Source organism: Synechococcus sp. UW105 (genome assembly GCF_900473935.1).
In the GTDB taxonomy this organism is placed as follows: domain Bacteria; phylum Cyanobacteriota; class Cyanobacteriia; order PCC-6307; family Cyanobiaceae; genus Synechococcus_C.
On record NZ_UCNN01000027.1, the window covers coordinates 34562 to 59948 of the forward strand.

Annotated in this window: 30 protein-coding genes and 1 tRNA gene; 5 read left to right on the top strand and 26 right to left on the bottom strand. The window is 58.6% G+C overall.

The window, feature by feature from the left end; all coding sequences use genetic code 11:
• Nucleotides 1-13 precede the first annotated feature (13 nt).
• A complete protein-coding gene (gene psaB, locus DXY16_RS11125; RefSeq protein ID WP_115019321.1) occupies nt 14-2230 on the top strand; it encodes a photosystem I core protein PsaB in 2217 nt (738 codons plus the stop codon).
• Between the two features lie 640 nt (nt 2231-2870).
• Here the strand turns inward: psaB and DXY16_RS11135 are convergent.
• The gene (locus tag DXY16_RS11135) at nt 2871-3923 is read right to left on the bottom strand and encodes a fatty acid desaturase (RefSeq protein WP_115121284.1); all 1053 of its coding nucleotides are present in this window, start codon (nt 3921-3923) and stop codon (nt 2871-2873) included.
• Nucleotides 3924-4297: 374 nt separating this feature from the next.
• Between DXY16_RS11135 and DXY16_RS14860 the strand changes: the two genes are divergently transcribed.
• Nucleotides 4298-4462 (top strand): hypothetical protein, encoded by a 165-nt coding sequence (locus tag DXY16_RS14860; protein ID WP_170953940.1) that lies wholly within the window; start codon nt 4298-4300, stop codon nt 4460-4462.
• Nucleotides 4463-4476: 14 nt separating this feature from the next.
• Here the strand turns inward: DXY16_RS14860 and DXY16_RS11140 are convergent, their stop codons facing one another.
• The 3 genes from DXY16_RS11140 to DXY16_RS11150 form a co-directional block, all read right to left on the bottom strand.
• Nucleotides 4477-7626, bottom strand: a complete 3150-nt coding sequence (locus DXY16_RS11140) for an efflux RND transporter permease subunit (protein WP_115121386.1) — start codon at nt 7624-7626, stop codon at nt 4477-4479.
• A 259-nt stretch (nt 7627-7885) separates the two neighbouring features.
• Nucleotides 7886-8377: a photosystem I reaction center protein subunit XI gene (locus DXY16_RS11145; RefSeq protein ID WP_115019315.1), complete on the bottom strand. Its 492-nt coding sequence runs from the start codon at nt 8375-8377 to the stop codon at nt 7886-7888.
• 42 nt (nt 8378-8419) lie between these two features.
• Nucleotides 8420-8536, bottom strand: coding sequence for a photosystem I reaction center subunit VIII (locus tag DXY16_RS11150; protein WP_115019370.1), 117 nt, complete (start codon nt 8534-8536; stop codon nt 8420-8422).
• 131 nt (nt 8537-8667) lie between these two features.
• Between DXY16_RS11150 and DXY16_RS11155 the strand changes: the two genes are divergently transcribed.
• Nucleotides 8668-9138, top strand: a complete 471-nt coding sequence (locus DXY16_RS11155) for a HEAT repeat domain-containing protein (RefSeq protein ID WP_115121387.1) — start codon at nt 8668-8670, stop codon at nt 9136-9138.
• Between the two features lie 182 nt (nt 9139-9320).
• On the opposite strand, the gene DXY16_RS11160 is transcribed toward DXY16_RS11155, so the two are convergent.
• The 3 genes from DXY16_RS11160 to DXY16_RS11170 all read right to left on the bottom strand — a co-directional run bounded on the left by DXY16_RS11160 (nt 9321) and on the right by DXY16_RS11170 (nt 11895).
• Complete coding sequence (locus DXY16_RS11160; protein ID WP_115121285.1) at nt 9321-10295, bottom strand: glycosyltransferase family 2 protein; 975 nt, start codon at nt 10293-10295, stop codon at nt 9321-9323.
• Between the two features lie 67 nt (nt 10296-10362).
• Nucleotides 10363-11121 (bottom strand): hypothetical protein, encoded by a 759-nt coding sequence (locus tag DXY16_RS11165; protein ID WP_244281664.1) that lies wholly within the window; start codon nt 11119-11121, stop codon nt 10363-10365.
• A gap of 42 nt (nt 11122-11163) precedes the next feature.
• Nucleotides 11164-11895: a C40 family peptidase gene (locus DXY16_RS11170; protein ID WP_115121286.1), complete on the bottom strand. Its 732-nt coding sequence runs from the start codon at nt 11893-11895 to the stop codon at nt 11164-11166.
• Nucleotides 11896-11912: 17 nt separating this feature from the next.
• On the opposite strand from DXY16_RS11170, the gene DXY16_RS11175 reads away from it, so the two are divergent.
• Nucleotides 11913-12806 carry a serine hydrolase gene (locus tag DXY16_RS11175; RefSeq protein WP_115121389.1) on the top strand — a complete coding sequence of 298 codons (894 nt, stop codon included), beginning with the start codon at nt 11913-11915 and terminating at the stop codon, nt 12804-12806.
• A gap of 171 nt (nt 12807-12977) precedes the next feature.
• On the opposite strand, the gene DXY16_RS11180 is transcribed toward DXY16_RS11175, so the two are convergent.
• The 3 genes from DXY16_RS11180 to alr all read right to left on the bottom strand — a co-directional run bounded on the left by DXY16_RS11180 (nt 12978) and on the right by alr (nt 14783).
• Entirely contained in the window at nt 12978-13301 is a 324-nt protein-coding gene (locus DXY16_RS11180; protein WP_115121287.1) for a hypothetical protein, read from the bottom strand.
• Between the two features lie 142 nt (nt 13302-13443).
• Nucleotides 13444-13532, bottom strand: a tRNA-Ser gene (locus DXY16_RS11185).
• Nucleotides 13533-13601: 69 nt separating this feature from the next.
• Nucleotides 13602-14783, bottom strand: a complete 1182-nt coding sequence (gene alr / locus DXY16_RS11190; RefSeq protein ID WP_115121390.1) for an alanine racemase — start codon at nt 14781-14783, stop codon at nt 13602-13604.
• Between the two features lie 73 nt (nt 14784-14856).
• Between alr and DXY16_RS11195 the strand changes: the two genes are divergently transcribed.
• Nucleotides 14857-15357: an HNH endonuclease gene (locus DXY16_RS11195; protein WP_115121391.1), complete on the top strand. Its 501-nt coding sequence runs from the start codon at nt 14857-14859 to the stop codon at nt 15355-15357.
• Between the two features lie 27 nt (nt 15358-15384).
• Here the strand turns inward: DXY16_RS11195 and prfA are convergent, their stop codons facing one another.
• From prfA to rplF, 16 genes are all read right to left on the bottom strand, one after another.
• Nucleotides 15385-16479 carry a peptide chain release factor 1 gene (gene prfA, locus DXY16_RS11200; protein ID WP_115121288.1) on the bottom strand — a complete coding sequence of 365 codons (1095 nt, stop codon included), beginning with the start codon at nt 16477-16479 and terminating at the stop codon, nt 15385-15387.
• A 107-nt stretch (nt 16480-16586) separates the two neighbouring features.
• Nucleotides 16587-16856 (bottom strand): 50S ribosomal protein L31, encoded by a 270-nt coding sequence (gene rpmE, locus DXY16_RS11205; protein WP_115019301.1) that lies wholly within the window; start codon nt 16854-16856, stop codon nt 16587-16589.
• Nucleotides 16857-16865: 9 nt separating this feature from the next.
• Nucleotides 16866-17270 carry a 30S ribosomal protein S9 gene (rpsI, locus tag DXY16_RS11210; RefSeq protein ID WP_115019299.1) on the bottom strand — a complete coding sequence of 135 codons (405 nt, stop codon included), beginning with the start codon at nt 17268-17270 and terminating at the stop codon, nt 16866-16868.
• Nucleotides 17267-17728 (bottom strand): 50S ribosomal protein L13, encoded by a 462-nt coding sequence (gene rplM, locus DXY16_RS11215; protein ID WP_115121392.1) that lies wholly within the window; start codon nt 17726-17728, stop codon nt 17267-17269. Before rplM ends, rpsI begins: the two co-directional genes overlap by 4 nt.
• Before the next feature lie 197 nt (nt 17729-17925).
• Complete coding sequence (truA, locus tag DXY16_RS11220) at nt 17926-18807, bottom strand: tRNA pseudouridine(38-40) synthase TruA (RefSeq protein ID WP_115121289.1); 882 nt, start codon at nt 18805-18807, stop codon at nt 17926-17928.
• 22 nt (nt 18808-18829) lie between these two features.
• Nucleotides 18830-19180: a 50S ribosomal protein L17 gene (gene rplQ / locus DXY16_RS11225; RefSeq protein ID WP_115019295.1), complete on the bottom strand. Its 351-nt coding sequence runs from the start codon at nt 19178-19180 to the stop codon at nt 18830-18832.
• Nucleotides 19181-19216: 36 nt separating this feature from the next.
• Nucleotides 19217-20155, bottom strand: a complete 939-nt coding sequence (locus tag DXY16_RS11230) for a DNA-directed RNA polymerase subunit alpha (RefSeq protein ID WP_115019293.1) — start codon at nt 20153-20155, stop codon at nt 19217-19219.
• A 46-nt stretch (nt 20156-20201) separates the two neighbouring features.
• Nucleotides 20202-20594, bottom strand: a complete 393-nt coding sequence (gene rpsK, locus DXY16_RS11235) for a 30S ribosomal protein S11 (protein WP_115019291.1) — start codon at nt 20592-20594, stop codon at nt 20202-20204.
• A gap of 78 nt (nt 20595-20672) precedes the next feature.
• Nucleotides 20673-21038 (bottom strand): 30S ribosomal protein S13, encoded by a 366-nt coding sequence (gene rpsM / locus DXY16_RS11240; protein WP_115019289.1) that lies wholly within the window; start codon nt 21036-21038, stop codon nt 20673-20675.
• Between the two features lie 86 nt (nt 21039-21124).
• Complete coding sequence (gene rpmJ, locus DXY16_RS11245; protein ID WP_007100636.1) at nt 21125-21238, bottom strand: 50S ribosomal protein L36; 114 nt, start codon at nt 21236-21238, stop codon at nt 21125-21127.
• Nucleotides 21239-21289: 51 nt separating this feature from the next.
• The gene (locus tag DXY16_RS11250) at nt 21290-21847 is read right to left on the bottom strand and encodes an adenylate kinase (protein ID WP_115121290.1); all 558 of its coding nucleotides are present in this window, start codon (nt 21845-21847) and stop codon (nt 21290-21292) included.
• A gap of 73 nt (nt 21848-21920) precedes the next feature.
• Nucleotides 21921-23228, bottom strand: coding sequence for a preprotein translocase subunit SecY (gene secY, locus DXY16_RS11255; protein WP_115019285.1), 1308 nt, complete (start codon nt 23226-23228; stop codon nt 21921-21923).
• Between the two features lie 102 nt (nt 23229-23330).
• Nucleotides 23331-23783, bottom strand: a complete 453-nt coding sequence (gene rplO / locus DXY16_RS11260; RefSeq protein WP_115121291.1) for a 50S ribosomal protein L15 — start codon at nt 23781-23783, stop codon at nt 23331-23333.
• A 6-nt stretch (nt 23784-23789) separates the two neighbouring features.
• Nucleotides 23790-24431 carry a 30S ribosomal protein S5 gene (gene rpsE, locus DXY16_RS11265; RefSeq protein ID WP_115121292.1) on the bottom strand — a complete coding sequence of 214 codons (642 nt, stop codon included), beginning with the start codon at nt 24429-24431 and terminating at the stop codon, nt 23790-23792.
• A 13-nt stretch (nt 24432-24444) separates the two neighbouring features.
• Nucleotides 24445-24813: a 50S ribosomal protein L18 gene (gene rplR, locus DXY16_RS11270; RefSeq protein WP_115019279.1), complete on the bottom strand. Its 369-nt coding sequence runs from the start codon at nt 24811-24813 to the stop codon at nt 24445-24447.
• A gap of 33 nt (nt 24814-24846) precedes the next feature.
• A complete protein-coding gene (rplF, locus tag DXY16_RS11275) occupies nt 24847-25386 on the bottom strand; it encodes a 50S ribosomal protein L6 (protein ID WP_115121293.1) in 540 nt (179 codons plus the stop codon).
• Between the last annotated feature and the right edge of the window lies 1 nt (nt 25387).

Genomic DNA, 25387 nt, shown 5'->3' on the forward strand with positions numbered 1-25387 from the left:
ACCTTTCCCTCTAATGGCAACGAAATTTCCTTCGTTTAGCCAGGGTCTGGCACAGGACCCGACAACCCGCCGCATTTGGTACGGGATCGCCACGGCTCACGATTTCGAGAGCCATGACGGAATGACGGAGGAGAAGCTTTACCAAAAGCTCTTCTCCACCCATTTCGGGCATCTCGCCATCATTGGCCTCTGGGTTTCGGGAAACCTGTTCCATATCGCCTGGCAGGGCAACTTCGAGCAGTGGGTCGCCGACCCTCTGCACGTGCGCCCCATCGCTCACGCAATTTGGGATCCCCACTTCGGTCAAGGCGCCATTGACGCCTTCACTCAGGCGGGTGCTTCCTCCCCAGTGAACATTGCCTACTCAGGCCTGTATCACTGGTTCTACACAATCGGCATGACCACCAATGCCGAGTTGTATCAGGGATCCATCTTCATGATGATCCTGTCGGCATGGGCACTCTTTGCCGGCTGGTTGCATTTGCAGCCCAAGTTCCGTCCATCCCTGGCTTGGTTCAAGAACGCTGAATCACGCCTCAACCATCACCTCGCCGTTCTCTTCGGCTTCAGCTCGATTGCCTGGACCGGTCACCTGGTTCACGTGGCCATCCCTGAGTCACGCGGTCAGCACGTTGGTTGGGACAACTTCCTGAATGTTCTGCCTCACCCGGCAGGTCTTCAGCCGTTCTTCACCGGCAACTGGGGTGTGTATGCCCAGAACCCTGACTCCACAGGTCAGATTTTCGGCACCGCCGAAGGTTCTGGAACTGCGATTCTCACCTTCCTGGGTGGTTTCCACCCCCAGACGGAAGCCCTCTGGCTCACAGACATCGCGCATCACCATCTGGCCATCGGTTGCATTTTCGTGATCGCAGGTCACATGTACCGCACCAATTTTGGTATCGGTCATTCCATCCGCGAAATCCACGAAGCGCACAACCCACCCAAGGGAACCCCTGGTGACCTGGGTGCTGGCCACAAGGGTCTGTACGACACCCTGAACAACAGCCTGCACTTCCAGCTTGGCCTCGCCTTGGCCTCCCTTGGCGTTGTCACCAGCTTGGTGGCGCAGCACATGTACTCGATGCCCTCGTATGCCTTCATCGCGAAGGACTACACAACCCAGGCAGCGCTGTACACCCACCACCAGTACATCGCCATCTTCCTGATGTGCGGTGCCTTCGCTCACGGCGCGATCTTCTTCATCCGTGACTACGACCCCGAAGCCAACAAGGACAACGTCCTGGCTCGGATGCTCGAGCACAAGGAAGCGATCATCAGCCATCTGAGTTGGGTCACCCTGTTCCTCGGTTTCCACACCCTGGGCCTCTACGTCCATAACGACGTGGTTGTTGCCTTCGGTACTCCTGAGAAGCAGATCCTTGTGGAGCCCGTCTTCGCCCAGTTCGTCCAAGCCGCTTCAGGCAAGATGATCTATGGCTTTGATGTGTTCCTCGCCAATGCCTCCAGCTCTGCAACCCTGGCGTCGCAGAACATCCCTGGAGAGCACTATTGGATGGACGCCATCAATGGCGGTGCGAACGATCTGTTCCTGCAGATCGGTCCTGGTGACTTCCTGGTGCATCATGCGATCGCACTGGGTCTGCACACCACCACCCTCATCCTGGTGAAGGGCGCGCTTGATGCCCGTGGCTCCAAGCTGATGCCTGATAAGAAGGACTTCGGTTACTCTTTCCCTTGCGACGGCCCTGGCCGTGGCGGCACCTGCGACATCTCTGCCTGGGACGCCTTCTACCTGGCCGTTTTCTGGGCCTTGAATACAGCCGGTTGGCTCACCTTCTACTGGCATTGGAAGCACCTCGCCATTTGGCAGGGCAACGTTGCTCAGTTCAATGAGTCCAGCACTTATCTGATGGGCTGGTTCCGCGATTATCTGTGGCTGAACAGCTCACAGCTGATCAACGGTTACAACCCCTTCGGCAGCAACAACCTCGCTGTGTGGTCTTGGATGTTCCTGTTCGGTCACCTTGTGTGGGCGACAGGCTTCATGTTCCTGATCTCCTGGCGTGGTTACTGGCAGGAGCTGATTGAGACCATCGTCTGGGCTCATCAGCGCAGCCCCATCGCCAACATGATGGGCTGGCGCGACAAGCCTGTCGCTCTGTCCATCGTTCAGGCCCGTGTTGTGGGACTCTCCCACTTCACTGTTGGCTACGTACTCACGTACGCCGCATTCCTGATCGCCTCAACATCTGGCAAGTTCGGCTAATTCGTTAGCCACCTGCTCGATTCTTCAAGAGTCGTTCCTTGGCCCCGTCCGGTTTTCCGGGCGGGGTTTTTCATTGACATCTCTGTGACTTCTCTGTCTGGTTGGTTGGCGCTCATCCTGTAAGCACTGATTCGACAAGGCTTCAAGTTGGCCTGTCTGGTTCCCCTTGCTTGGTGCGTCGGACGTCGGACACTGGCAGCTTTCTGAATCAGCTGCAGCCTCGATCGCACCCTCAGTTCTGTCTGTGCGTCTGCATCGGCAGTTCAGGGCTGGTCTCCTGCAGTCCATCAGGGCAGCTTTTCCTTGTCGCTGCAATCGTTCTCTTCGCTGAGACTCGTGCGGAAATGCTCAATGTCTGCCTTGGATTGGCTTGTTCACTCGGGGAGGGTTGCTGCTCTGCTCTCAGGCCCTGAGTGCTCGGCTGTGCATCAAGGCGTTGAAGGCATGCAATTACGGTTGCATCCGACTTGACCACTGCATTTTGTTGATTGTTCAGCCATGAACTGCGATGCATTCACTCAGCCACGCTTGAAAGGCTGATGACAAGAATGTCATCAGCCTGCAGTCCTATGGCTGATGATCGCGCCTCGTCGTGTTGACGCTGACCCTTAGCCAATAGGAATGACCCAACTGGCTCTGTTCAGTGTGTTGGTGAAGTGAGTTCGAGTTGGTTGCGATCCCAAAGGATCAATGAAAAACACGTTCCAATCTCTTCTAGGTGCAGGTACCGGATGTTGTCCAATAAATGAAGGTTGGCCAGATGGCACTGCTTTAATCGATAGTTTGGTATCCGCTCAGAGAGGTGGTGAATATGATGGTAGGCAATGTCAGCAGTGAACCAATTCAAGACAGCAGGGAGTTGGAGAAAAGAAGAGCCTTCAATTGCGCCCTTAAAATAGCTCCAGTTTTCTTCTCCACTGGTGTATGAACCGGGGAAATTATGCTGGATGAAGAATACAGCAATCATCAGTGCTGCGCTGCATGCCATCACAGGGGCATAGAGAGCCCAAAAGTGCCAATGGCCAATGCTGCTGCCGATCCACCACCAGAGAAGTGCAACGCATATTGTATTTGCAATCGTATCGACTACCTCCCCGCGCGTATAGAAAAAGCTTGATTGATGATTCCTAATGATTTGAGCAGGGGAGAGCCACCTGCCGCCTCTTGCCATCGCATAGACGCTTTTAATTGAATGAAGCACAAACTCGGCAAAGCCGAGAAGAAGTGCCATCCTTGGTTTGATGATGAGATAGAAAAATCCACCAGGAAATAGCAATAGAGGGTGGCGGAGAATTCTGTAGATGAATTTGGCTCGGTTTGATTTTTCTTCGTATTCTTGGCGTGTGATCAGTGCCGATGGGCCGCGGTAGCGATCCCAATTGCCATTGTGTTGGTGGTGAAACGCGTGTCCTCGTGACCAGGGATGTTGTGGCATGCCGTGAATCAGGCTCAGGCCAAAGGCGGCGATGCGGTTGGCTTGTTTAGAGCGAAACAAGCTCTGATGGCCGCAGTCATGCATGAGCGAAAAGCTTCTGCTCAATAGCAGAACCAGAAGGATCACAAGCACTGGTGTCAGCACCAATGCCTGCATGTTGAAAGACTGGCTGACGGATCCAAGTGCCATGGCTACCGCGATGATTGGTGCCACGGTGCTAAAAATTTGCCAGAGGGCAATGCGGTCATCGCTCGCCATGAAGGGGTTGAGATCGAAGTCGATCCGCCTTGGAGCTGTCGATATCGATGGATGCGAGCTAGTGGTCGTCAAGCGGTTCTCGCCTCAATACTGGTGCCTCTATGGACACGGCCCGTGAATCTATTCGGCTTGGTCGTGATACGTCGAATCTTTTTGGTCTCGGTCTGACTCATGCAAGCTGCTTTTGCTGATCAGCAGGTTGATTGGAGTGGCGATGGATCGCTTGGTTGTGGAACGAGCCTTCCATTCCCAAGCGCTGACCGTTGCTTGTTGGATTGTCTTAGAGGCACTGGCCTCGCTGGTTTGTCGTCTTGCCCATACAGGCCGATGGCATGAGTGGACGCCCCCTGCAACGCACCTCCATGAGCAGGAACATGGGCTGCTCCCCCAGCGGGCATCACCATCCTGTGGTCTGCATGCCTGCGAAACACTTCGCAGCAGCCTTGGCAGCTGCTCTCGCTGGTGGCTCAGGCGATTGCCGATGCCTGCCGATCCAGCTTGGAGGTGCTCATGCTTTTGGCCTGGAATGGCTGGTTTGACGCCATTCCACTCTTCAAGAGCTTTTCCCTGTTCCTCTATTCCAGCCCTGAAAGCCCAAGCAATCCCGTTGCTTTAGGAGCAGATACATCGACGGCACCACAAACAGCGAGAGCAGCGTGGACACCAGCAAGCCACTGAAGACAACCGTACCGATACTGATACGACTGGCGGATCCACTGCCGCTGGCCAGAAGCAAAGGCACAAAGCCAGCAAGAGAGGTGATTGCGGTCAGCAGGATTGGACGCATGCGTTCCTCTGCGGCATCAGTGATCGCTTCAAGGAGGGGCAGTCCCGAGCGCAGCCTCTGATTGGCAAATTCAACGATCAGGATGCCGTTTTTGGCTGCAAGGCTGATCAGCACAAGCAGCCCCATCTGTGCGAATACATCCAAAGGCAGGCCTCGCACACTGAGGCCGGCTAGGGCCCCCATCAAAGCGATTGGCACCGTGAGCAAAATCACCAGTGGATCAAGAAAACTTTCGTATAGGCCCGCGAGAAGCAAATAGACCACCAACACACCGAGGCCGAAGAAGGCCCATGTCACCCCCTCGGCATTCCTCTCCTCTGCTGCCAGCCCCGTGAAGGCCAGCCCAATGTTGCCGCCGCCGAGCTGTTCGCCTGCTTCTTCGAGCAGGGTGATCGCCTGACCACTGCTGATTCCTCGGGCCGGAACTGCACTCACAGAGATGGATCGATTCAAGGCAAAGTGATCGATCGAGGCAGTTGCTTCGCCGAGTCTTAAAGAAGCAACGTTTGATGCGCTGATCAGCTTTCCGTCATTCGTGCGCAGCATCAGGGACCGGATGTCTTCAGGGCTACGGCGGTCTTGGCCTTCCAGTTGCAGCCAAATGCTGCGGATTTCCCCATCGGCAAACGTATCGTCGAGGTACCGCCCTCCGATGGCAGTACCGATCGCATTCAATGTTTCTCTGTAAGGAAGATTGAGTGCCGCCATCTGGTCCCGATCCAGTTCGAGAATCCAGCGGGAGGAGCTCGCATCAAAACGGGTACCGACGCGCTCAAACTTTCCACTGTCTCTTGCGATGCGGATGAACTGATCAGCAACTTGTTCGAATTGGGAGAGGCTCAGTTGTCCTCCGCTGCGATCCAGCAATTGAACCGTCAGTGCTGAATCTCCGCTGAACCCTCCCACCGTTGGTGGTGTGAACAGCACCACCCTGGCCGCTTTGATGCTCTGATTCAGGCTTGATTGCAGCCGTCTTTTGATGGCCTGATCGCTTTGGCTCGAACCGCGCCTCTGCTCCAGTGATCGCAGCCTTAGGAAAAAGGATCCTTTGTCTTCACCACTCTGGCCAAAGGAACTTCCGGCATAGAAATTGCCTGAACGAATCAAGGGCTCTTTACTAATCACTGCTCGGATTTCGTTCATTGTGGAAACACTGCGTTCCAGACTTGCTCCCTCAGGCAGGGTGAAATAACCGCGAATCTGGCCTTGATCTTCATTCGGGATGAATGCCGTAGGCATCGTTGTTAATCCGATCGCTGTGATCACTAAGCAAACGAGCAGCACCACCCCCGTCACCTGGGGCTGAGTCAGTACGCGACGAAGACTCCTGGAATAGTGCAATTCGGTCTTCTGCATCCAGGTGCGCAGACGATTGCTCACGCTTCGGATCGGCTCGGGGAGTCGTCCGCGTCCAGGACTGAGCACCCGTGCCGAGGCCATCGGCGTGAAGGTCAGAGCGTTCAGGGTTGAGAACAGGATCGCCCCGGTGATGGCAATGGCGATTGGCTGATAAAGCCGTCCGATCGAACCAGGTATGAGCAAAACCGGGACAAACACTGCTGCTAGCACCAGCGATGTGGCCACAACCGCACCGGATAATTCCTCCATCGCTTGTTCCGCTGCCTCGAGCGGTGGATCGCCCTTCTCAATGCGATCGGCGATCTCTTCACTCACGACGATCGCGTCATCGACCACGATCCCTGTGGCCAGAACCAAGCCAAACAAGATCAGGCTGTTGATGTTGGACCCGCTTAGTCGAACCAGAAGAATGCTGCCCACCAAGGAGATCGGTACGGTGATCCCTGGGACCATGGCCAGACGCCATCGCCCGAGAAACAGCACCAGCACGATCAACACCAGGATCACTGCATCCCGGAGGGTCCCAATTGTGCGGTCAAGATTGGCCTGAATCGTTTCGGCTCGATCCACGATCATCTGCATCGTGATCCCTGGTGGGAACCCTTTTTCCAGGCGTTCGAGAGTCGTCTGGATGGCGCGACTGAGCTTCAAGGCATTGGCACCATCACGTTGCCAGATGCCAACGGCGATCGAACGCTCTCCCTGGAGGTTCATGGCCGCTCGTCCATAGCTGCGTTGTCCCAGAGCGACCCGTCCGACATCACGGAGACGCATCAGCCCCCCATTCGGCAATCTCTGAATCACCATCTCTTCGAGTTCCCACTGGCTGCGCAGTCGCCCATCGGCATCCACGGGAAGAGACAGCAGCTGACCGGCTGGAGCCGGTGCACTGCCGATTGATCCAATGGCCGCCAGAACGTTTTGCTCCGCTAGAGCTCGACTCACGTCGGTCACGGTGAGATTGGCCTGCTCGAGTTTCTGGGGATCAAGCCAGAGGCGATAGGCCAGTTCGCTACTCCCGAACACGCGCACTTCTCCAATACCAGGAAGCGTGCGCAGCGACTCACGCAGGGATTTCTCAATCCAACCGGGTAGAAATGTGGAGACGTACTGATCGCCTGGGTGGCTAAATCCAATGATCATCAGTAGATCATTGGAGGACCTGTTCACGCTCAGCCCCTGGCGTGTCACCGCCTGAGGTAAACGTCGCATCGCCAGATTGACTTCGTTTTGGACTTTGATCGCGTTGAGCTGTGGATCGCCCTCTTTGAAGCGCAAGCTGATCCGTGCCTGACCTTGGCTGCTGGTGGACTGGATGCTGTCGAGTCCATCGAGACCGTTGAGCTGCTGTTCCAGAACGGTGGTGACGCTCTGTTCAACCACTTCTGGAGCGGCAGATGGAAACCTCGCTCTCACGCTCACCTGGGTGGGAGCGAGTTCGGGCAGATCTTCCAGGCCAAGACCGACGAGTGATACCAGACCAGTGAGCAGCACAAGAAGCGTGCACACCACCGTCAGGACAGGTCTCTTGAGAAATGGTTGGGAGACGGATCTCAAGTTGACCGGCAAATGGTAGAAACAAGACCAGATCCTGCCAGAGCAGCTGTGTCGATGGAGAGGGTTTCCGAGACGGCTTGGCTGGATTTAGTTGGAGATGTCTTGACTGTTGTTATTGATCAGTCTGCGTGTTTTGGCGGACTTGGTTGATTGAATTGATTGGATACTTGCAAAGAAAAAGCCTGGAGCAAAAGAATGCCCCAGGCTTTTGATTGATTGATCAAATCGTAGGGACGGTCTGCCCCTCTTGTTGGCTGATTCAGCCGACGCTCCAAACGCCAGCTGCAATTTTCACCAAATCTTGGACATGCAAGGTGTCGCACAGCAGCCAAGCGAAGACTGCGCCGCCACATCCGCCAAGCCAGAAGCCACTGGTGAATTCAGCCCAACCATTTCTGGTGAAAAGGTCGGCAGGAGGATTCTCTACCGTGACATCTGAAGGAGGAATGTTGGGATGCTTGCCTGGCTGGTTGTAGAGAAGAAACAGCAGGGTCAGCAGGTGAACAGCACCAATGGCAGCAAGGAGGCCTGCTGTTTGTGCGTAGTCGGTATTGCGAAGGGGACCGCAAATTGTGTAGGGGCCATACAGCAAATAGCCGAAGGCTGCGCCCGTTTCGATTCCGCGGAAATTGGGAGTAATTCCTTGGCGATAAAGCGGCAGGTTATTGATAAGCCACTTCATGAAGTAGCCGCTGTTGACAGGTGTTGAAAGGTCGCCGACGCAAGGATCGGCAGCGGGGGTGACGGTCATTGGAGATTGATGGCTGGTAAGGGCACTTGTGGCAAGTAGTCCTTATTCGGCTGCGGTAATAACGCGACCGACGAGGACGATGAAAACAGCTGGGAAAACAATTCCGATGATTGGCACGAACACCACAGGCAGCCACGCTGCTGCAAAGTCTCCAGTCATGATCAGGCCCAAAGCATCGATACGATTTTAGAGTCCTAGAGTCAATGGGCCTCCCTGAGGCTTTCCCGGCGACATAAAAGTTCAATCCCCGTTTCACGTTGGTCGGGGTTGTCCGCTCCCCGTTTGTTGCGATGTCTCAGTTCTTCGTTGGTGGCGCTGCCTTCATTCTTGCTTTGGTTCTCTACTCCCTCGGGAGGCGTCCGAGCAGACCCTTTCTGCGCAGCACAGATGTGTCTGGAGTTGCTGCCCTCAACCGCGCTCAAGTCGAGCTTGTTCAGGCGGCAGTGGCCGAGGCCGAGGCTGCATCGTCATCAGCTGAGCTGGCGTGGCACTCACCAAGGTCCACAAGCGAGTCCCTTGCATTGCAGCAACGTCTGCGCAAGGCGATGAATGGTGGGCCTGATGAGCGCCTTGAGGCTGTGACCCTTGCGGGTCGCTGGGGTAATCAGTCCATGCTCCCGTTGTTAAGGCGAGGCCTCAGGGATTCAGACAGTCGTGTCATGGAGGCAGCTGCTGCGGCCTTGGCTGATCAACGTGGTGCCACCCGTGTGCGCCCCTCTGCACCTGTCTCTCCTCCTCGCAATGCTTCAAAGACCAGCTAGGTCAATCCCGAAGGGCTGAGGCCTCCATTGGTCCGATCAAGAGCCATTCAGTCGGGGTGGCTCAAGCTGTGCTTTTCAGCTTGTGGTCGATGTCACGCGATACCACGCGATTTCAGCGCAGTTGCAGTGCTCTCGCACTCCAGCCGCGCTCAATTCATTCGTACATGGGGCCGGAGGCTGGCTTAGTTGCCCCCAGCGCCTCGCAATGTTTCGCGGATGCGGTAAATCGGCCGATCCTGACTTTCGTGATAGGTGCGGATCAACAGCTCCGCGAGCAGTCCGAAGCAGAACAGTTGGATTCCGGCTAAGCCGAGAACGACTGCCAGGGTCATCAGTGGACGATGGCCAATGTCAGCTCCCATCAGCTTGATCACGAGCAGATAGGTGCTGGCGATCAGGCTTGTGGCAATTGCCACGAGACCTGCGAAGCCGAACACGTACATCGGCCGTGTCAGGAATCTCTTCATGAACCAAACGGTGAGGAGGTCCATCAGCACGCGGAATGTGCGGTCGATCCCGTATTTGCTGCTTCCGTACTGACGGGCACGGTGATTGACCTTCACCTCCGTAATCCTGGCGCCTTCGATGAAGGCCAGTGCAGGTAGAAAACGATGAAGCTCTCCATACAGACGCATATCGGAGAGCACTTCACGTCGATAGGCCTTGAGCGAACAGCCGTAGTCGTGGAGTCGCACACCCGTCACCCGGCCAATCAAACGGTTGGCGATCTTGGATGGAAGCTTCCGCTGCAGGGCTGCATCCTGGCGCTGATGGCGCCAGCCGCTCACGAGGTCGTAGCCCTCACGCAAGGTGGCCAGCAACTTGGGAATGTCGGCAGGGTCGTTTTGTAGATCGCCATCGAGGCTGACGATGACCTCGCCACGGGCGACGTCAAAACCAGCCGCCATGGCGGCTGTCTGTCCATAGTTCTTGCGGAGAAGCACGCCGACGAGCTCAGGTACCTCAGCACTGAGGCGTTCAAGCACCTCAGCAGTTCGATCGCTGGAGCCATCGTTCACCAGCACTAGTTCAAAGCTTTCGCCGGTTGGGTGCAGAGCCTTCAGAAGCTGTTCCACCAGTTCCGGCAGACTCTCTTCCTCGTTGTAGAGAGGCACCACCACAGAGAGATTGAGTGTGGTCGCAGGGGTGGTGGCCATCCCATTGTTGGATCAGTCACAGCAACCTAGGCCCACGGGGCAGAGCTCAAGCACTCATCGGAGGCTCTCACCAAGTGCGATTGCGCCTGTAGATGGTTTGCGTGCCCAGCATCCTCTTTGTGCCGTTAGGGCAAACCCCTTCCCGTTCAACTTTGTAGTACCCGTGGTTGCATTGACTCAGTGGTGTGCGTGAACTGGAGTATTTCTCCCCTGGGCAATAGGCGTCTTCATTGATCGAACGGAAATCCCGATATCTCATGCGGTCCTCAGTCGTCACATAGAGCGTCGCGGCACCCTCTTTGGGGAGGGCTGCGTTGGCTGCCCGAGTCACTCTCCAACTGAACTGGTTCGCTCCGGGTTGCACTGAGAGGAAGCTGCCATGCTGTTTGGTGCCGAGGCTGATCCAAAAGCGCTCTGATTTGCTGCGACCACCGTCGTATTCACGATCGGTGTATCCCCCGGTGCGGCGGTTGCGGATGACGATCCGCTGCTTGCTTGCCGGGGGGGTGGAGGCCAGGAAGCTGATTCCCTTGACGGGATTCACGCTTTCCCCAGGACAATCCCCCTGAAAGATGGTTCTCACCAGAGTCAACTGCTGGATCGGCTGGCTGTGCTGCAGAAAGTGGCCGCTGGCAGCGGATCCACTGTTTGGATAGCTCTGAGCTGGATAGCCAGTCGGTGGATATCCAGCCGGTGGCAGCCCCTGGGCTGGGAAGCCACCAGGGAGGTACTTTCCTGCCAGATCGACGCCCTGGGCAGATCTGCCTGGGGGGCTAAAGCTCGACTGGGCGAGAAGGCTGCTTGCAATCAGGGAGAGCGGATCCATCGTGCGTCGGCTTGTCCTGCCAACCATCTTGCTGTGTGTTCGCTATGGCAGCGTGCTGCCGTCATGGCAGCGGTCCACTCGGCCTGCACCTCTTAGCTCGTTGCGGTAGTGAGAGGCCACGGGGTGTTCGTCACGGGGGTCGATGCTGTCTCTGCCGATGCCGTTTCTACCGTGGTCCCGCCCGGAGCTGTGCCAGTAGCGCCCGCTTTCCTGATGGATGCCCACGTGGGTGCAGCGCTTGGCTGTGCCAAAGAAGAGCAAATCCCCCGGACGAAGGAGGTGGCTTTGTCCAGGTTGTACGGCAATGGGGGTGCAGAAGCGCTCTTGCTGATAAGCGTCGCGTGGCAACCAGATTCCCTGGCTCGCGAAAGCGCTCTGCACCAGCCCCGAACAGTCCAGGTCTGGGCCCAGGGTTCCCCCCCAGAGGTAGCTGTTGTGTCTCTCGGCAGCGATGGCGACCCAGTCCAGAACTGCGGGAAGTCGGGCTGCGATGGTGGGATTGTCGAAAAGAATCGGGCGCCAATCACGGGTGGCTTTGGCCTGCCCCATCAGGTCGACCACTGCCAGCCAGCAGGGATAGCCGTCTTCGCAAAGACGCACTCGCACCCGACCGTGACATGGCCAGTTGAGGACCTGGAAGCATCGGCCTGCTGCAGCTTGAGTCGTCAGGTTTGACCCGGCAAAACGGGCATAGCCGTTCACGCCGGAGTCGAGGACCCACAGACTTCCGGGATGGAGAAGTTCAGGAGCCAGAAGGGTGCCTAGGGTCGGCATTGTCAGATGCCAGTGCCATGGCGTTCTACCGTCCCGACCAGGTCATGCAGGAGTACCTGGCGGCTCAGCTCAAGCGCTTGGCATCCCATGGGTGTGATGACCTGCTGGAGCACCTTTCTCTGACCTGGGTGCGTTATGACCGATCGGATCCAAGTTCTGGGAGTGGCTCCGGGGCTGCGTGGGGAGAGCAACGACTGATCTATCCCGCCAGTGTGGTCAAACTGGTTTACGCCGTGGCCGTTGAGGCCTGGCTTCAGCAGGATCTGTTGCCAGAAGAGCCGGAGTTGCGCCGAGCGATGCGCAACATGATTGCTGACTCAAGCAATGACGCCACAGGACTGCTGGTGGATCTGCTCACTGGCACGACCAGTGGTCCATCCCTGCATGGGGAGGCCTGGAGGCTCTGGCAACATCAGCGCCGGTTGGTGAATGACTGGTTGCTGAAGCTCGGCTGGCCGGAACTGGAACACGTCAATTGTTGTCAGAAAACTTGGGGCGACGGACCCTACGGCCGGGACCGTGATTTTTACGGTCCGACCCTCGATAATCGCAATGCCCTCAGCACATCAGTCACCGCCAGAATGCTTGAGGCGGTGATGACCGATGCAGTGTTGTCCCCTCCGGCTTGTAAGCGTCTGCGCGATCTGCTGCTGCGCTCTCTCGACTTGCAGGAGCGGTTTCGTGACCCTGAGAATCAGGTGGATGGCTTTTTGGGGGCAGGGCTGCCAGAAGGCAGTTGCTTGTGGAGTAAGGCCGGTTGGATGAGTCAGGCCCGCCATGATGCTGCTTGGTGGATCCCTCCAGAAGGTGCCCCCACATTGTTGGTTGTGTTCACCGAAGGTGCTGATTGCGCCCGTGATGAAGGTCTGCTTCCGGAGCTGGCCCAACAGCTGGCTGCGTTTCAGGGTTGAGCAACCGTTGCTCTCGTTTGCCGAGCCAAGCCATCCGAACAGGTGCTCTCACTCATGCGGAGGCACCTGCACGTTGATTAGAACAAAGAGATCCCCAAGGAGACCGCCACCTTCGGATCGTAAAAAGAGGTCTCAAGGGCAAGGGGTGGTTGCGACCACCCCTTCTTCATCTCAAGGCTTGGGCTTGTGTTTGGGTGCGTCGCTCGGTGGCCCAATCCGGCTCTCAAGAGCTTCCACCCGGTGAATGAGCACCTCAAAGGCATGCACGAATTCCCGGTCATCGCATTCGAGCCGCTCAATGCGTTCGATCAGCTCGCTTGTGGTTTCCTCTGGCAGAGGAACCGGGGATGGCGGAATCGAGTGTCCGGGCCCATGAAGCACGGCACCTTGGCTGGCCACGTAGAGGTCAACGAGCTGGTCGAGAACCTGTCGCGACTGCAATCCCTGCTCGCGGCAGAGAGTCTTGAAACGCTTGCGGGATGGAGACTGGAACAACGATCTGCGGGATTTGGAGAATCCCCGAGAGGGAACAGAGGGACAGGGGCACCACACGTTTGGACAGTGACGATGCGCCAGATCTGAGAGAAAGGCATCAACGGATTTGGAGGTCGGATGACCTCCACAACCCTCAGTGCAACGGAGAGGGAGGGATTCGAACCCTCGACAGAAGTTGCCTCCTGTAACTCCTTAGCAGGGAGCCGCTTTCAACCACTCAGCCACCTCTCCAGCGGCCTGCACACCTTACCAAGCAGTGGCCCATTCTCGGCAGCGGCTTGGGCCAAACAGGGCCTGCGCTCAGACCGTCACCCTGGGCAGGCGATGCTTGAAGCTGCACAGCACTTCCCAGGGGATCGAATCGCTGAGGCTGCTCCAGAGTCTGGGGCTGATGCACTGATCACCATCGCGACCGAGCAGGGTCACCACATCACCGGCCTCCAGATTGGGTTGATCGGTGGCATCAAGGATCAGTTGATCCATGGTGATAGCCCCAACTTGGGGCAAGGGCTTGCCGTTGTACAGGGCGGTGATCTTCCCAGACAGGCAACGACTCACCCCATCGGCGTACCCAATGCCCACCACGGCCAATCGGCTCGGTCTTGCCGTGACGAAACGATGCCCGTAGCTCACCCCAACTCCTGCTTGAACATCCCGGATCAAGGTGACGCGCGCTTTCACTCCCATCGCCGGCTCAAGAGACACGACTGACTCAAAATGGTCGCTGGGACTGTGGCCGTAGAGGGCCAGACCGACGCGTACTAGATCGTGATGCAGGCTCGGATCGCGCAGGGTGCCAGCTGAATTGGCGAGATGACGCAAGGCGCCTGACGTAGGCAGGGCCCGAAGCACCTGCTCGAAACGTTGCTGCTGCAGGCGGGTGACCCGATCTCCCTCTCCATCGCTGCCACCATCGGCCATGGCCAGGTGGCTATAGATGCCGCTCAGTTTCAGCTGGTCTAGCTGGGTGATCGTCTCGGTCAGACGGGGTGCATCCTCCCAGTCACAGCCCAGCCTGCTCATGCCCGTATCGAGCTTGAGTTGCACGGGGAAGCGACGACCACTGCCATCGGCGAGGTTCTGGCAGAGCAGGGCTTCTCGCATGTTGCTCAGGGTGGGCATCAATTGCCAGTGGAGGCAGGCCCTCAGCTCGTCAGCCTGATGAAGATTGCCCAACACCAGGATGGGTTGATCAAGCCCTGCTCGACGCAGCTCGATGCCCTCCTGAAGTGTGGCCACTCCGAACTGCTCCGCACCTCCCTTCACCGCAGCTCTGGCCACGGTGGAGGCCCCATGGCCGTAGCCGTCCGCCTTCACCACGGCCATCAGCGCACATTTGGGCGCAAGCAGTCGCCGCAGCGCCCGCACGTTGCTCTCGATCGCAGCCGGGGAGACCTCCAGCCAGGCTCGCTGTCGCGGGTCCAGCTGCCTCTGGTCATTCAGGCCTGATGCCTCCTGACCGCTGCTGATCAGATCACGCATGGAGCGAAGGTCGCGCTGGGCACGGAACAATCCGTGGATTGCCCGTAGCATGCCTTGGAATCAGCGGGCTGGCATGGTCCAGGTTCTCGTTCTCAATGCGTCCTATGAACCGCTAAATATCACCACCTGGCGCCGTGCCACGGTGATGATGTTGAAGGGCAAGGCAGAGGGGCTCGAGCATGACCCCAACCATTGCCTCCGCGGAGATTTCCATGTGCCAACGGTGATCCGTCTCCGCCAGTACGTGCATGTGCCCTTCCGCCAGCTCGCTCTCACTCGACGGAACCTCTTCCACCGCGACAATCACTGTTGTCAGTACTGCGGTTGTCGAGGTGGTCAGCTCTCGATTGACCACGTGCTGCCGCGCAGCCGCGGCGGTGGTGACCTCTGGGAGAACGTGACCACTGCCTGCCTTCGCTGCAATGTTCGCAAGGGCAACCGCACCCCACAGGAGGCCAACATGCCGCTGCGGCGCAAGCCGCATCGACCCATGGGGCACCTCAGCTTTGAAGCCAGACGCCAGATTGATTCAGGCCAACGGGCCGACTGGGCCAAATATGTGATTGGGGCATGACCCTGGCTGCCTCAGTCGACGGCTGACTCAGTCGACATCGTCGCTGAGCGATTCGAGCTTTGCCCGCTGTTCCTCGGCGATACAGGCTCCAATCACGTCTTCCATTTGCCCCTCGAGTACGGGGTCAAGGCTGAAGTTGCGGCCGAGTCGGTGATCGGTCACCCGATTGTCCTTGGCGTTGTAAGTGCGGATCTTCTCACTGCGGTCACCACTGCCGACCTGGGCGCGACGGGCTGAACTTTCCTTGGCGTTGGCTTCCGCCAGCTGCCTTTCATAAAGCTTGGCGCGCAGAATCTCCAAGGCACGCTCGCGGTTTTGCAGTTGAGAGCGCTGCTGGGTACAGAACACACGGATGCCGCTGGGTTTGTGCAGCAGGTCTACGGCTGTTTCCACCTTGTTGACGTTCTGGCCACCTGCGCCACCGGATCGGGCGGTGCTGATCTCCAGATCAGTGGGATCGATCTGGACCTCAACAGGGTCCGCTTCTGGCATTACGGCCACGGTGGCCGTTGAGGTGTGAACACGGCCCTGGGATTCGGTGGCCGGTACCCTCTGCACGCGGTGCACGCCCGCTTCAAATTTCAATTGGCTGAACACCGCGTCGCCCTTCACGGAGAGAATCAGTTCGCGGTAACCACCTAGATCCGCCGCACTGGCGCTGACAGGCTGCACGTTCCATCCCTGGCGGCTGCCATAGCGTTCATACATGCGCGCCAGATGACCGGCCCAAAGGCAGGCTTCATCACCTCCGGCTCCGGCTCTGATCTCAAGCATGACGCTGCGTTCGTCGCGGGGATCACTAGGGAGCAGTGCCAGTGTCACTTTCCGAACGAGGGCGTCTTGCGTCAGCGTCAGTTCCTGGACCTCCTGTCGGACCAGCTCCTCCATGGCCTCATCCCCTCGGCTTTCTCTCAGCAACGCTTCTGCCTGTTGGAGCTCTTCGTCCACCTGCTGCAGGCTCTGGTAGTCCTGCACGAGGGGTTCCAATCTGGAGCGTTCGCGGGCAATCGCCTGGAGTCGTTTGGGATCGGAGGCGACGTCTGGATCAGCCAGTTGCCGTTCCAGAGTGTGAAAACTCGTCGTGGCTGCTTCCAGCCGGCTGATCAGGGTTGCGATCTCCATCCCCTTCGGCACGCAGTGATCAACAAACAACCCCAGTCGCAGAGAAGTCTCCGCGACTGGGGGCAAGAGGGTCAGACAAGGGAGTCAGACCGTTGCTTGGAGCAATTTCAGGCTTCGGTTTTTGCAGCGTCGCTCTTGGCGGCTTTCTTCTCGCCTGCGGCTTCACCTGCACCGCCCATACCGTACTTGCGCATGAAACGGTCCACCCGTCCCTCGGTGTCGAGGATCTTCTGGGTGCCGGTGAAGAAGGGGTGGTTCCCGCTCCAGACGTCGACATGGATCTCGGGCTGGGTGGAGCCGGTGGTCATCACCACCTCTCCGTTGCAAATGACCTTGGCATCGGGATACCAGGTGGGGTGAATGTCGGGCTTAGGCATGACAGAAGATCAGCGCTTGGAGAACTGAGGAGCTTTGCGGGCTTTCTTGAGGCCGTACTTGCGGCGTTCCTTGGCGCGGGGGTCGCGGCTGAGGTGGCCTTCGGTTTTCAAGGGCTTGCGGTTGTCGGCAGACAGCTCACAAAGAGCACGGGCTGCGCCCTGCTTGATGGCATCCGCCTGGCCGGTGAGACCGCCACCACGCACATTGACCAGGACGTCGTACTCGGTAATCAGGCCCAGAGTCTGAAGAGGAGCTTTGACAGCTGCGATGTAGGCGGGGTTGTAGTTCAGGTAATTGTCACCAGGGCGCCCGTTGATGGTGATCGTGCCATTGCCCGGAACGAGGCGAACACGCGCGACAGAGGTCTTACGGCGACCAGTGCCCCAGTAGACGACAGAATTGTTGGTGCTCATTTGGTGGAAGCGGCGGTAGCGGCGGGATCGAGCTGGAGGGGCTGGGGCTGCTGGGCGGCATGAGGATGCTCGCTGCCCTTGTAGACCTTGAGCTTGCGGAACAGCTGGCGTCCTAGGGCGTTATGAGGAAGCATGCCTTTGATGGCTTTCTCCACGATCCGCTCGGGCAGACGCTCCTGCAGATGCTCGAAGGTTTCCACCTTCATGCCGCCCGGGCGACCGGAATGGCGGCGGTACAGCTTTTGCTGGGGCTTGTTGCCGCTGACGCGAATCTTGTCAGCGTTCACCACGATGACGAAATCGCCGGTGTCGAGGTGGGGGGTGAAGCTGGCCTTGTTCTTGCCACGCAACACGGAAGCGACCTCAGTGGCCAAACGGCCAAGGGTCTGATTCTCAGCGTCCACCAGATACCACTGGCGTTCGATTGAATCGATTGAGGGAACGGATGTCTTGTTCATCGCGCCGGCATGCCGGTTCGGGTATGCCCCACCTGAGCTGGCGGAGCTGGGCAAAAAGGATCGGCCGCAGAGTGCGTCCTGATCAAAGCTCAATGGTTGAGCTTACCTCGTCGTGGGTCTCACTCTGGTGGGAAATAAGACTCTGGAGGAAGCGGAGCGGGCCAATCTGGCCGGCGCATGACTGCTCCGGCATGGCGTCAGTCTGTTTTCGGCAACGCTGGCGGATCCGGTGGTGGATCCTGCGATGCCAGAAAATACCGCGGCTGGCAATCGTACCACCCGCCTTTCGTAAAGATGGACTCCCCATAACCGGCTCGAAGAAGGCAGAGACCTTGCGCAGGGGCGGCATCCTTCACTTCACTGCGCCGCCGCTCTCGCCAGCGCCTTTCGAAGGTCTCCAAGGTGAGCCGCTGCTCGCCTAAGGCCACGAGTTGCCCCATGAGCAGGCGCACCATGCCGTAGAGAAATCCACTGGCCTGGATCTCAACGTTCACGAGGTCTCCTTGGCGCTCCAGGCTCACCTCCTGAATGGTGGTGCGTGCATGGGCTCGTCGGCTGCCGGCGCGCATGAAGGCGCTGAAATCATGGAGCCCCACCAGGCCCTCGAGCGCCTTGGTCATTAAGCCATCGTTCAGCTTCGTCTGATAGCGATGCCAGCTCCACGGGGCCAGGAACAGATTTGGCCGTCGGCCGTTGTAGACGGTGTAGCGGTAGCGCCTATACGTGGCTGAATAACAGGCATGCCAGGAAAGAGGCCGTTCCACTGCCTCGCGTACCCGGATGCTTCCTGGTAGACGACCATTCAGAGCTGGTGCCCAACGCCAGGCTGGAATTGGGCCGCAACAGTCAAAATGCACCACTTGCCCGGCTGCGTGAACGCCGGCGTCGGTGCGCCCGGCGGCAAACGTCTGCACGGGACGATGGGGGTCTAATTGGCTGATGGCATCTTCCAAAACGGCCTGCACGCTTTTGCCCTGCCGTTGTCGCTGCCACCCACAAAATGCGGAGCCCTCGTACTGCAGGCTGAGGGCAATCCGTCGCTTCGACGGATTGCCCTCAGCAGCAGACGAGGGCTCCATGCTGATCAGGACTCAGGCCCGATCAGACCAATTCAATAATGGCCATTTCGGCGTTGTCGCCACGACGGGGCACCGTGCGTGTGATGCGGGTGTAACCACCTTTGCGATCGCCGTAGCGGTCTTGAGCTTTGTCAAACAGCGTGTGAACCAGCTGCTTGTCGTAGATGTAGCCGATAGCCCGGCGCCGGGCGGCCAAGCTGCCGTCCTTGGCGAGGGTGATCATCCGCTCCGCTTCATCACGCAGCGCCTTGGCACGGGCTTTGGTGGTGGTGACACGACCTTCGCGGATCAACTGGGTCGTCAGGCCGCGAAGCATGGCCTTGCGTTGGTCAGCCGGACGGCCTAGCTGAGGAACTCGACATTGGTGACGCATGGTTCTGGCAGACGCGGGGTGTAAAGAACGAAAAAATCAGGCGCTCGTGCGGCTCTGGGGAATCGAGATGCCGATGCGCTCGAGGGCTTCGATCACCTCATCGGCTGACTTGGAACCGAAGTTCTTGATCTCCAGCAAGTCCTCATAGCTGAAGCCCATCAGGTCGGAGACGGAATTGACCTGTGCGCGCTTCAGGCAGTTGTAGGCACGAACGGAAAGGTTGAGCTCTTCAAGAGGAATCTGGGCTTCCGCCGAAGGCTCGGGTTCCAGGCCGGGCTCTTCCACCATCGTGACGGTGGCAAGAGGCTGGAAGAGCTCAATCAGCTGATTCGCTGCCTCGGCGATGGCGTCATCGGGTGTGATCGAGCCGTCGGTCACCACCTCCATGCGCAAGCGTTCACGAGCGGAGCCACCCTCGGCAACAGCCGTTTCATCGATGGTGAAATTCACTCGATGCACGGGCATGAAGACAGCATCGATCTGAAGAAGATCAATGGCGCTGGTGTCTTCACTGTGTCGATCAACCGGGCGATAACCGATGCCGCGCTCGACATGAACCTCAAGCTCAAGGCTATGGCCGTCGCTCACCGTGGCGATGGTGCGGTCGGGATCAACCACCTGCACTTGAGAGGAAAACTGCAGATCGCGCGCCTTGACCTCAGAGGGACCAGCGACGACCAGGCGTCCGATTTCGAGTTCAGCTGAGCGGCTATTGACACTCACCTGCTTGCAGTTGAGCAGGATGTCGAGAACGTCTTCACGCACTCCTGGCACAGTGGCGTACTCGTGATTGACGCCGGCGATTCGCACGGCGGTCACGGCACTGCCTTCAAGGCCACCCATGAGCACACGACGTAAGGAGTTCCCCAACGTGGTGGCTTGACCGCGCTCCAGCGGACCGATGAGGAACACGCCGGTTTGGGCGCGATCATCAGCGATCTGATGCTCGATACGGTCGATCTGGTATTGCAGCACGATCTGAAGCGGGGTTAAGGGAGAGAATCCAGTGGGCCGTTGCGAATTAGACGCGACGGCGCTTGGAGCGGCGGCAGCCGTTGTGGGGCAGTGGCGTGACGTCGCGAATCAGGGTGATTTCCAGTCCTGCGACTTGGAGAGCACGGATTGCGGTTTCACGGCCGGAGCCCGGACCACGGACAAGCACCTCAATCTGGCGCATGCCTTGCTCAAGCGCACGCCGGGCGGCTGCCTCTGCAGCTGTTTGAGCAGCAAAGGGGGTGCCTTTGCGTGCACCTTTGAATCCGCTAGCACCGGCGGACGACCAGGAGATCACTTCTCCAGTGGTATCGGTGATTGAGACGATCGTGTTGTTGAACGTGCTCTGAATGTGGGCAACGCCGTTGGGGACGTTGCGCTTGGCCTTTTTGGGGCCAGATTTTTTAGCGGTCTTGGCCATGAACGGGGGCCTGAAGGCAGTGAAAAGGGGACGATCGAAGCTGACGCTGGCTCGCCCTTTAGGGCGATGTGGCAGGCCTTACTTCTTCTTGCCGGCCACGGTTTTGCGGGCGCCGCGACGGGTGCGGGCGTTCGTGCGGGTGCGTTGACCGCGAACTGGAAGGCTCATGCGGTGCCGACGACCACGCAGGCAACCAATGTCCTGCAGACGCTTGAGGGCCATGCCCTCCTGACGACGTAGGTCACCTTCGATGGTGAAGGCTTCAGTGGCTCCGCGCAGCTTTTGCACATCGCCATCTTCCAGATCCTTGACTCGGGTGTCGGGGTTGACACCAGTCTTGGACAGGATGGTGCGGGCCCGGGTGGGACCGATTCCGTAGATGTAGGTGAGGGCGACTTCAACCCGCTTATCGCGGGGAATGTCGACACCAGCAATCCTTGCCACTGAGCAAACAATCGAGGGGGGACAGGCGCCACCTAACGGTGGCAATTGAGGCGGTGGTCAGCGGTCAGCTGACCGGCAGCTAGGGCTCAACCCTGGCGCTGCTTGTGCTTTGGGTTGGTGCAGATCACCATGACCCGGCCGTGACGACGAATCACGCGGCACTTTTCGCACATTTTCTTGACCGAGGCGCGCACCTTCATGGGGTGTGGCTCTCCAAAATTCCAAACAGCTAACTTACCACAGGGCGGTTGTCACCCCTTTCTCAAGGCTTCTTCGATCCGCTCAGTGATCGATTCGATGCTGCCTTGCGCTTCTACCGAAATCAACAGGTTTTGTTGGCGGTAATGGTGAATCAGAGGTGCTGTTTGCTCGCGATAGACCTCGAGACGATGGCGGATGACCTCTTCGTTGTCGTCATCTCGACCGCGGGCAAGCATGCGTGCCATCAAGACAGCGTCGTCGAGTTCGAGCAGCACAACGGCTTCTAATGGCTGGCTGATCTCCTGCAAAAGCGGTTCCAGGGCTTCAGCTTGAGCAACATTGCGAGGGAAGCCATCCAGAAGCCAGCCCCCGTCTCCCAGTGCCCCGAGCTGCCCCTTCACGATCGCCAGGACCAGGGCATCACTCACCAGTTCTCCGCGGTTCATCACGGCTTCGGCTTCTTTGCCGAGATCGCTTCCTGCTGATACCTCGGCCCGCAGCAGGTCGCCGGTCGAGAGGTGCTTCATCCCATGCTGACTACACAATCGGGCCGCCTGGGTGCCTTTCCCGGCACCTGGTGGGCCGAGAAAGAGGAGACGTTTTTTCATGGCTTCGATGGCAATGGGGTGTGATTGGCACGATTGCGAGCCAATGGAAGGTTGACTGCGCTTTGCTGTTGATCTACTGGCGTACGAGGCCCTCATAGCGTTGAGAGACCACGTAGGTCTGAACCTGCTTGGCGGTGTCGATTGCGACGCCCACCAGAATCAGGAGAGACGTTGAGCCGAGCCCTCCCAGCTTCACCTGGCTGGTGGTTTCGATCAGCGACGGGATGATCACAACGGCCCCTAGGAACAGGCCGCCCAGCAAGGTGAGGCGCGCTTGTACTCCGGAGATGTAGTTGGCTGTGGCCGTTCCCGGGCGCACGCCAGGGATGGCTACGCCCCCTCGCTTGAGGTTGCTGGCAATGTCGGTTGGATTGAGGGTGAGTGACGCGTAGAAGTAGGCAAAGGCCAGGATTAGAGCGAAGTAGAGCAAGTAGTACGGCCAGTTACCGGGCTGAATCGCACCGACAGCCCTCGATAACCACTCCTGCTTGGCGAACTGGGCCAGCGTGACAGGAAGAAACAGCATGGCCGAAGCGAAGATGATGGGCATCACCCCACCTGCATTCAGCTTCATCGGTAGGTAGCTCTGGCGATTAGGCAGGGTGCCTGTTCCACCCACCTGGCGTTTCGCACTCACGATCGGCAGGCGTCTGGAGGCTTCCTGCACGAACACGATCCCGACAATCGTGGCCAGAAAGACAAGCGTGATCTTGATCAGGTCGAGCACGGTGCCCCGATCACCTGTCTGCGCCTGGGTCACTGCTCCACCCACTGTCTGCGGCAGCGTGGCCACGATGTTCAGGAAGATCACAAGGGAGGCACCCTGGCCGATCCCCCGCTCGGTGATCACTTCACTGAGCCACATCACCACCATCGATCCGGTCACCAGTGCCAGCGATGTCTGCACAACGAAGACCAGATCGCTCAAGCCCTCAGTTGCGTATTGACGCAGGATTAGCGAAAACACAACGCTCTGCACAAGACCCCAGCCAAGGGCCACATAGCGCGTGATCTGAGCGATCTTTCGCCGTCCTGCTTCGCCTTCGTTCTTCTGTAGATCCTCGAGCTGCGGCAGGGCTGCAGTGAGGAGCTGCAGGATGATGGAAGCGTTGATAAAGGGAAGGATCCCGAGGGCAAAGATGCCCAGGCTCGACACACCACCACCGGTGAAGATGTCGAGGAATCCGATCAGCTGTCCACCACCTTCGAGGAACTGTTGGAAGGCCACACGGTCGATCCCCGGCATCGGGATGTAGATGCCAACGCGGACCAGCAGAAGCAGTCCGATGGTGGTCAGAATTCGACCACGCAGTTCGGGATTGCTCACCGCCTGGGTGATTACTTCTCCGGCGCTGGGGTTTCGTCCCCGACTGACGAGCATGAATGAGATGGGGTAAGTGGGGCGTGATGCCAAAAAGCCGTCTGATGACCGAAGTCATGCAGACGGCTCAGACCTTAGAAGTGCCTGCGACAATCGGGGTGACTAGTCGAGCACTTCGCAGCTTCCACCTGCGGCTTCGATCTTGCTGCGGGCGGAGGCGGTGAATGCTGCTGCCTGAACGGTGAGTTTCACCTTCAGTTCACCGTTGCCCAGCACTTTGAGTGGGTGCTTAGGGCTCGTTACCACTCCTTCTTTGACGAGGGAGTCGAGATTGACGGTGCTGCCGGCCTTGAGCTCATTGAGAGCTGACACATTCAAGACGGTGAAGAACTTGGGGTTCACCAGGGGGAAGTGCTTGAGCTTGGGCACCCGGCGGTACAGCGGCATTTGACCACCCTCGAAACCGGGGCGGGTTGGACGGCCTGAGCGGGATTTTTGGCCACGCATACCGAAGCCACAGCTGGCGCCTTGGCCTGCGGCGATGCCGCGGCCCTTACGCAGTTTGCGGCGACGGGCGCCTTTGTTGGGTTTGAGGGAATCGAGACGAAGGGTCATGGGGAATCAGGAGTAGATCTGCTCGAGGGAGATCCCCCGTTCCTTGGCGGTGTCCTTGTGGGTGCGGAGCTCGGCCAGGGCCACCATCGCAGCCCGGGCGTTGTTTAGAGGCGTCTTGCTGCCGAGGCGTTTCGCCAGCACGTTCTTGATGCCAGCTAGTTCCAACACGGTGCGGATGGAACCACCCGCGATCACACCGGTACCCGGTGCGGCAGGACGGATCAGAACGCTGGCGGCACCATCACGTCCATTGGACAGTGTGGGGATGGAGTTGTGACGCGTCAGCGGCACCTTCACAAGGTGCTTTTTGCCGTCGGCAACCCCTTTACGCACGGCACCGATGACATCGCCCGCCTTGCCGACGCCGACGCCGACCTGGCCGCGCTCGTTACCGACCACGACGATGGCCCGGAAGCTCATCTTTTTGCCTCCCTTGACGGTTTTGGAGACACGGCGGATTTGCACGACGCGTTCCTGCCATTCGGAATCACGCTCCTGGCCGCGGCGATCACCGCGGCGTCCACCACGTCGGTCGCCGCGGTCGCGTCCACCACGACGCTGTTCCTGCTGCTGGCCTTCAGCTGCTGCAGGAACATCGGACGCTGCCGGGACGTCGTTGGCGGGGGTCTGAGTGTTTGGTTCGGTCATGTTGAGAGCAGGATCAGAATTGAAGGCCCGCTTCCCGGGCGGCATCGGCGAGGGCTTGCACCCGGCCGTGGTACAGGTTGCCGCCGCGATCGAAGACCACCTGTTGGATGCCCTTGGCGATGGCGCGCTTGGCTAGGAGTGAGCCCACCGCGACGGAGGCATCACAGCTGCTGCCGTCAGCCTTGAGGTTGGTGCGCAGTTCCTTGTCAACGGTTGATGCTGAGCAGAGGGTGCTCTGGGCATCGTCGTCGATGACTTGGGCGTAGATGTGGTTGTTGGAACGGAACACGGCCAGGCGCGGACGCGTGGCGGAACCGTTGAGATGGCGACGCAGGCGCCGGTGGCGCTTCTGGGTCTGCTGTTTGCGGGAAAGGGTCGACATGGTGGGGGAAACGGAGGGTTGCCTGGCAGGGGATTACTTTTTGCCCGACTTGCCTGCCTTGCGCAGGATGCGCTCGCCCGCATATTTGATGCCTTTGCCTTTGTAGGGCTCAGGCGGACGGATGGCGCGGATCTTGGCGGCTTCGTTGCCGACCAGTTCTTTGTCGGTGCCGGAGACGGTGACGTTGGTGTTGTTCTCCACTGCGAAGGTGATGCCTTCTGGGGGAACCACTTCCACTGGGTGGCTGTAGCCGGCGCTGACGACGAGGGTTTTGCCTTTGACCTGAGCGCGGTTACCCACGCCAACGATCTCAAGCTTCTTGCTGTAGCCGTTGCTGACCCCCTCAACCATGTTTGCCACCAGAGTGCGGCAAAGACCATGGCGCTCACGAGAGCGCCGCTTGTCGTTGCTAGGGGCCACAACGATGGTGTTATCGACCTGGCTGATGGTGACGCCATCAGGCAGGGTTCGTTTGAGTTCACCCTTGGGGCCCTTCACCGTCACGGCAAGACCGTCGAGGGTGATGTTGACCTTCTCGGGGATGGGGATTGGAGATTTACCAATACGAGACATA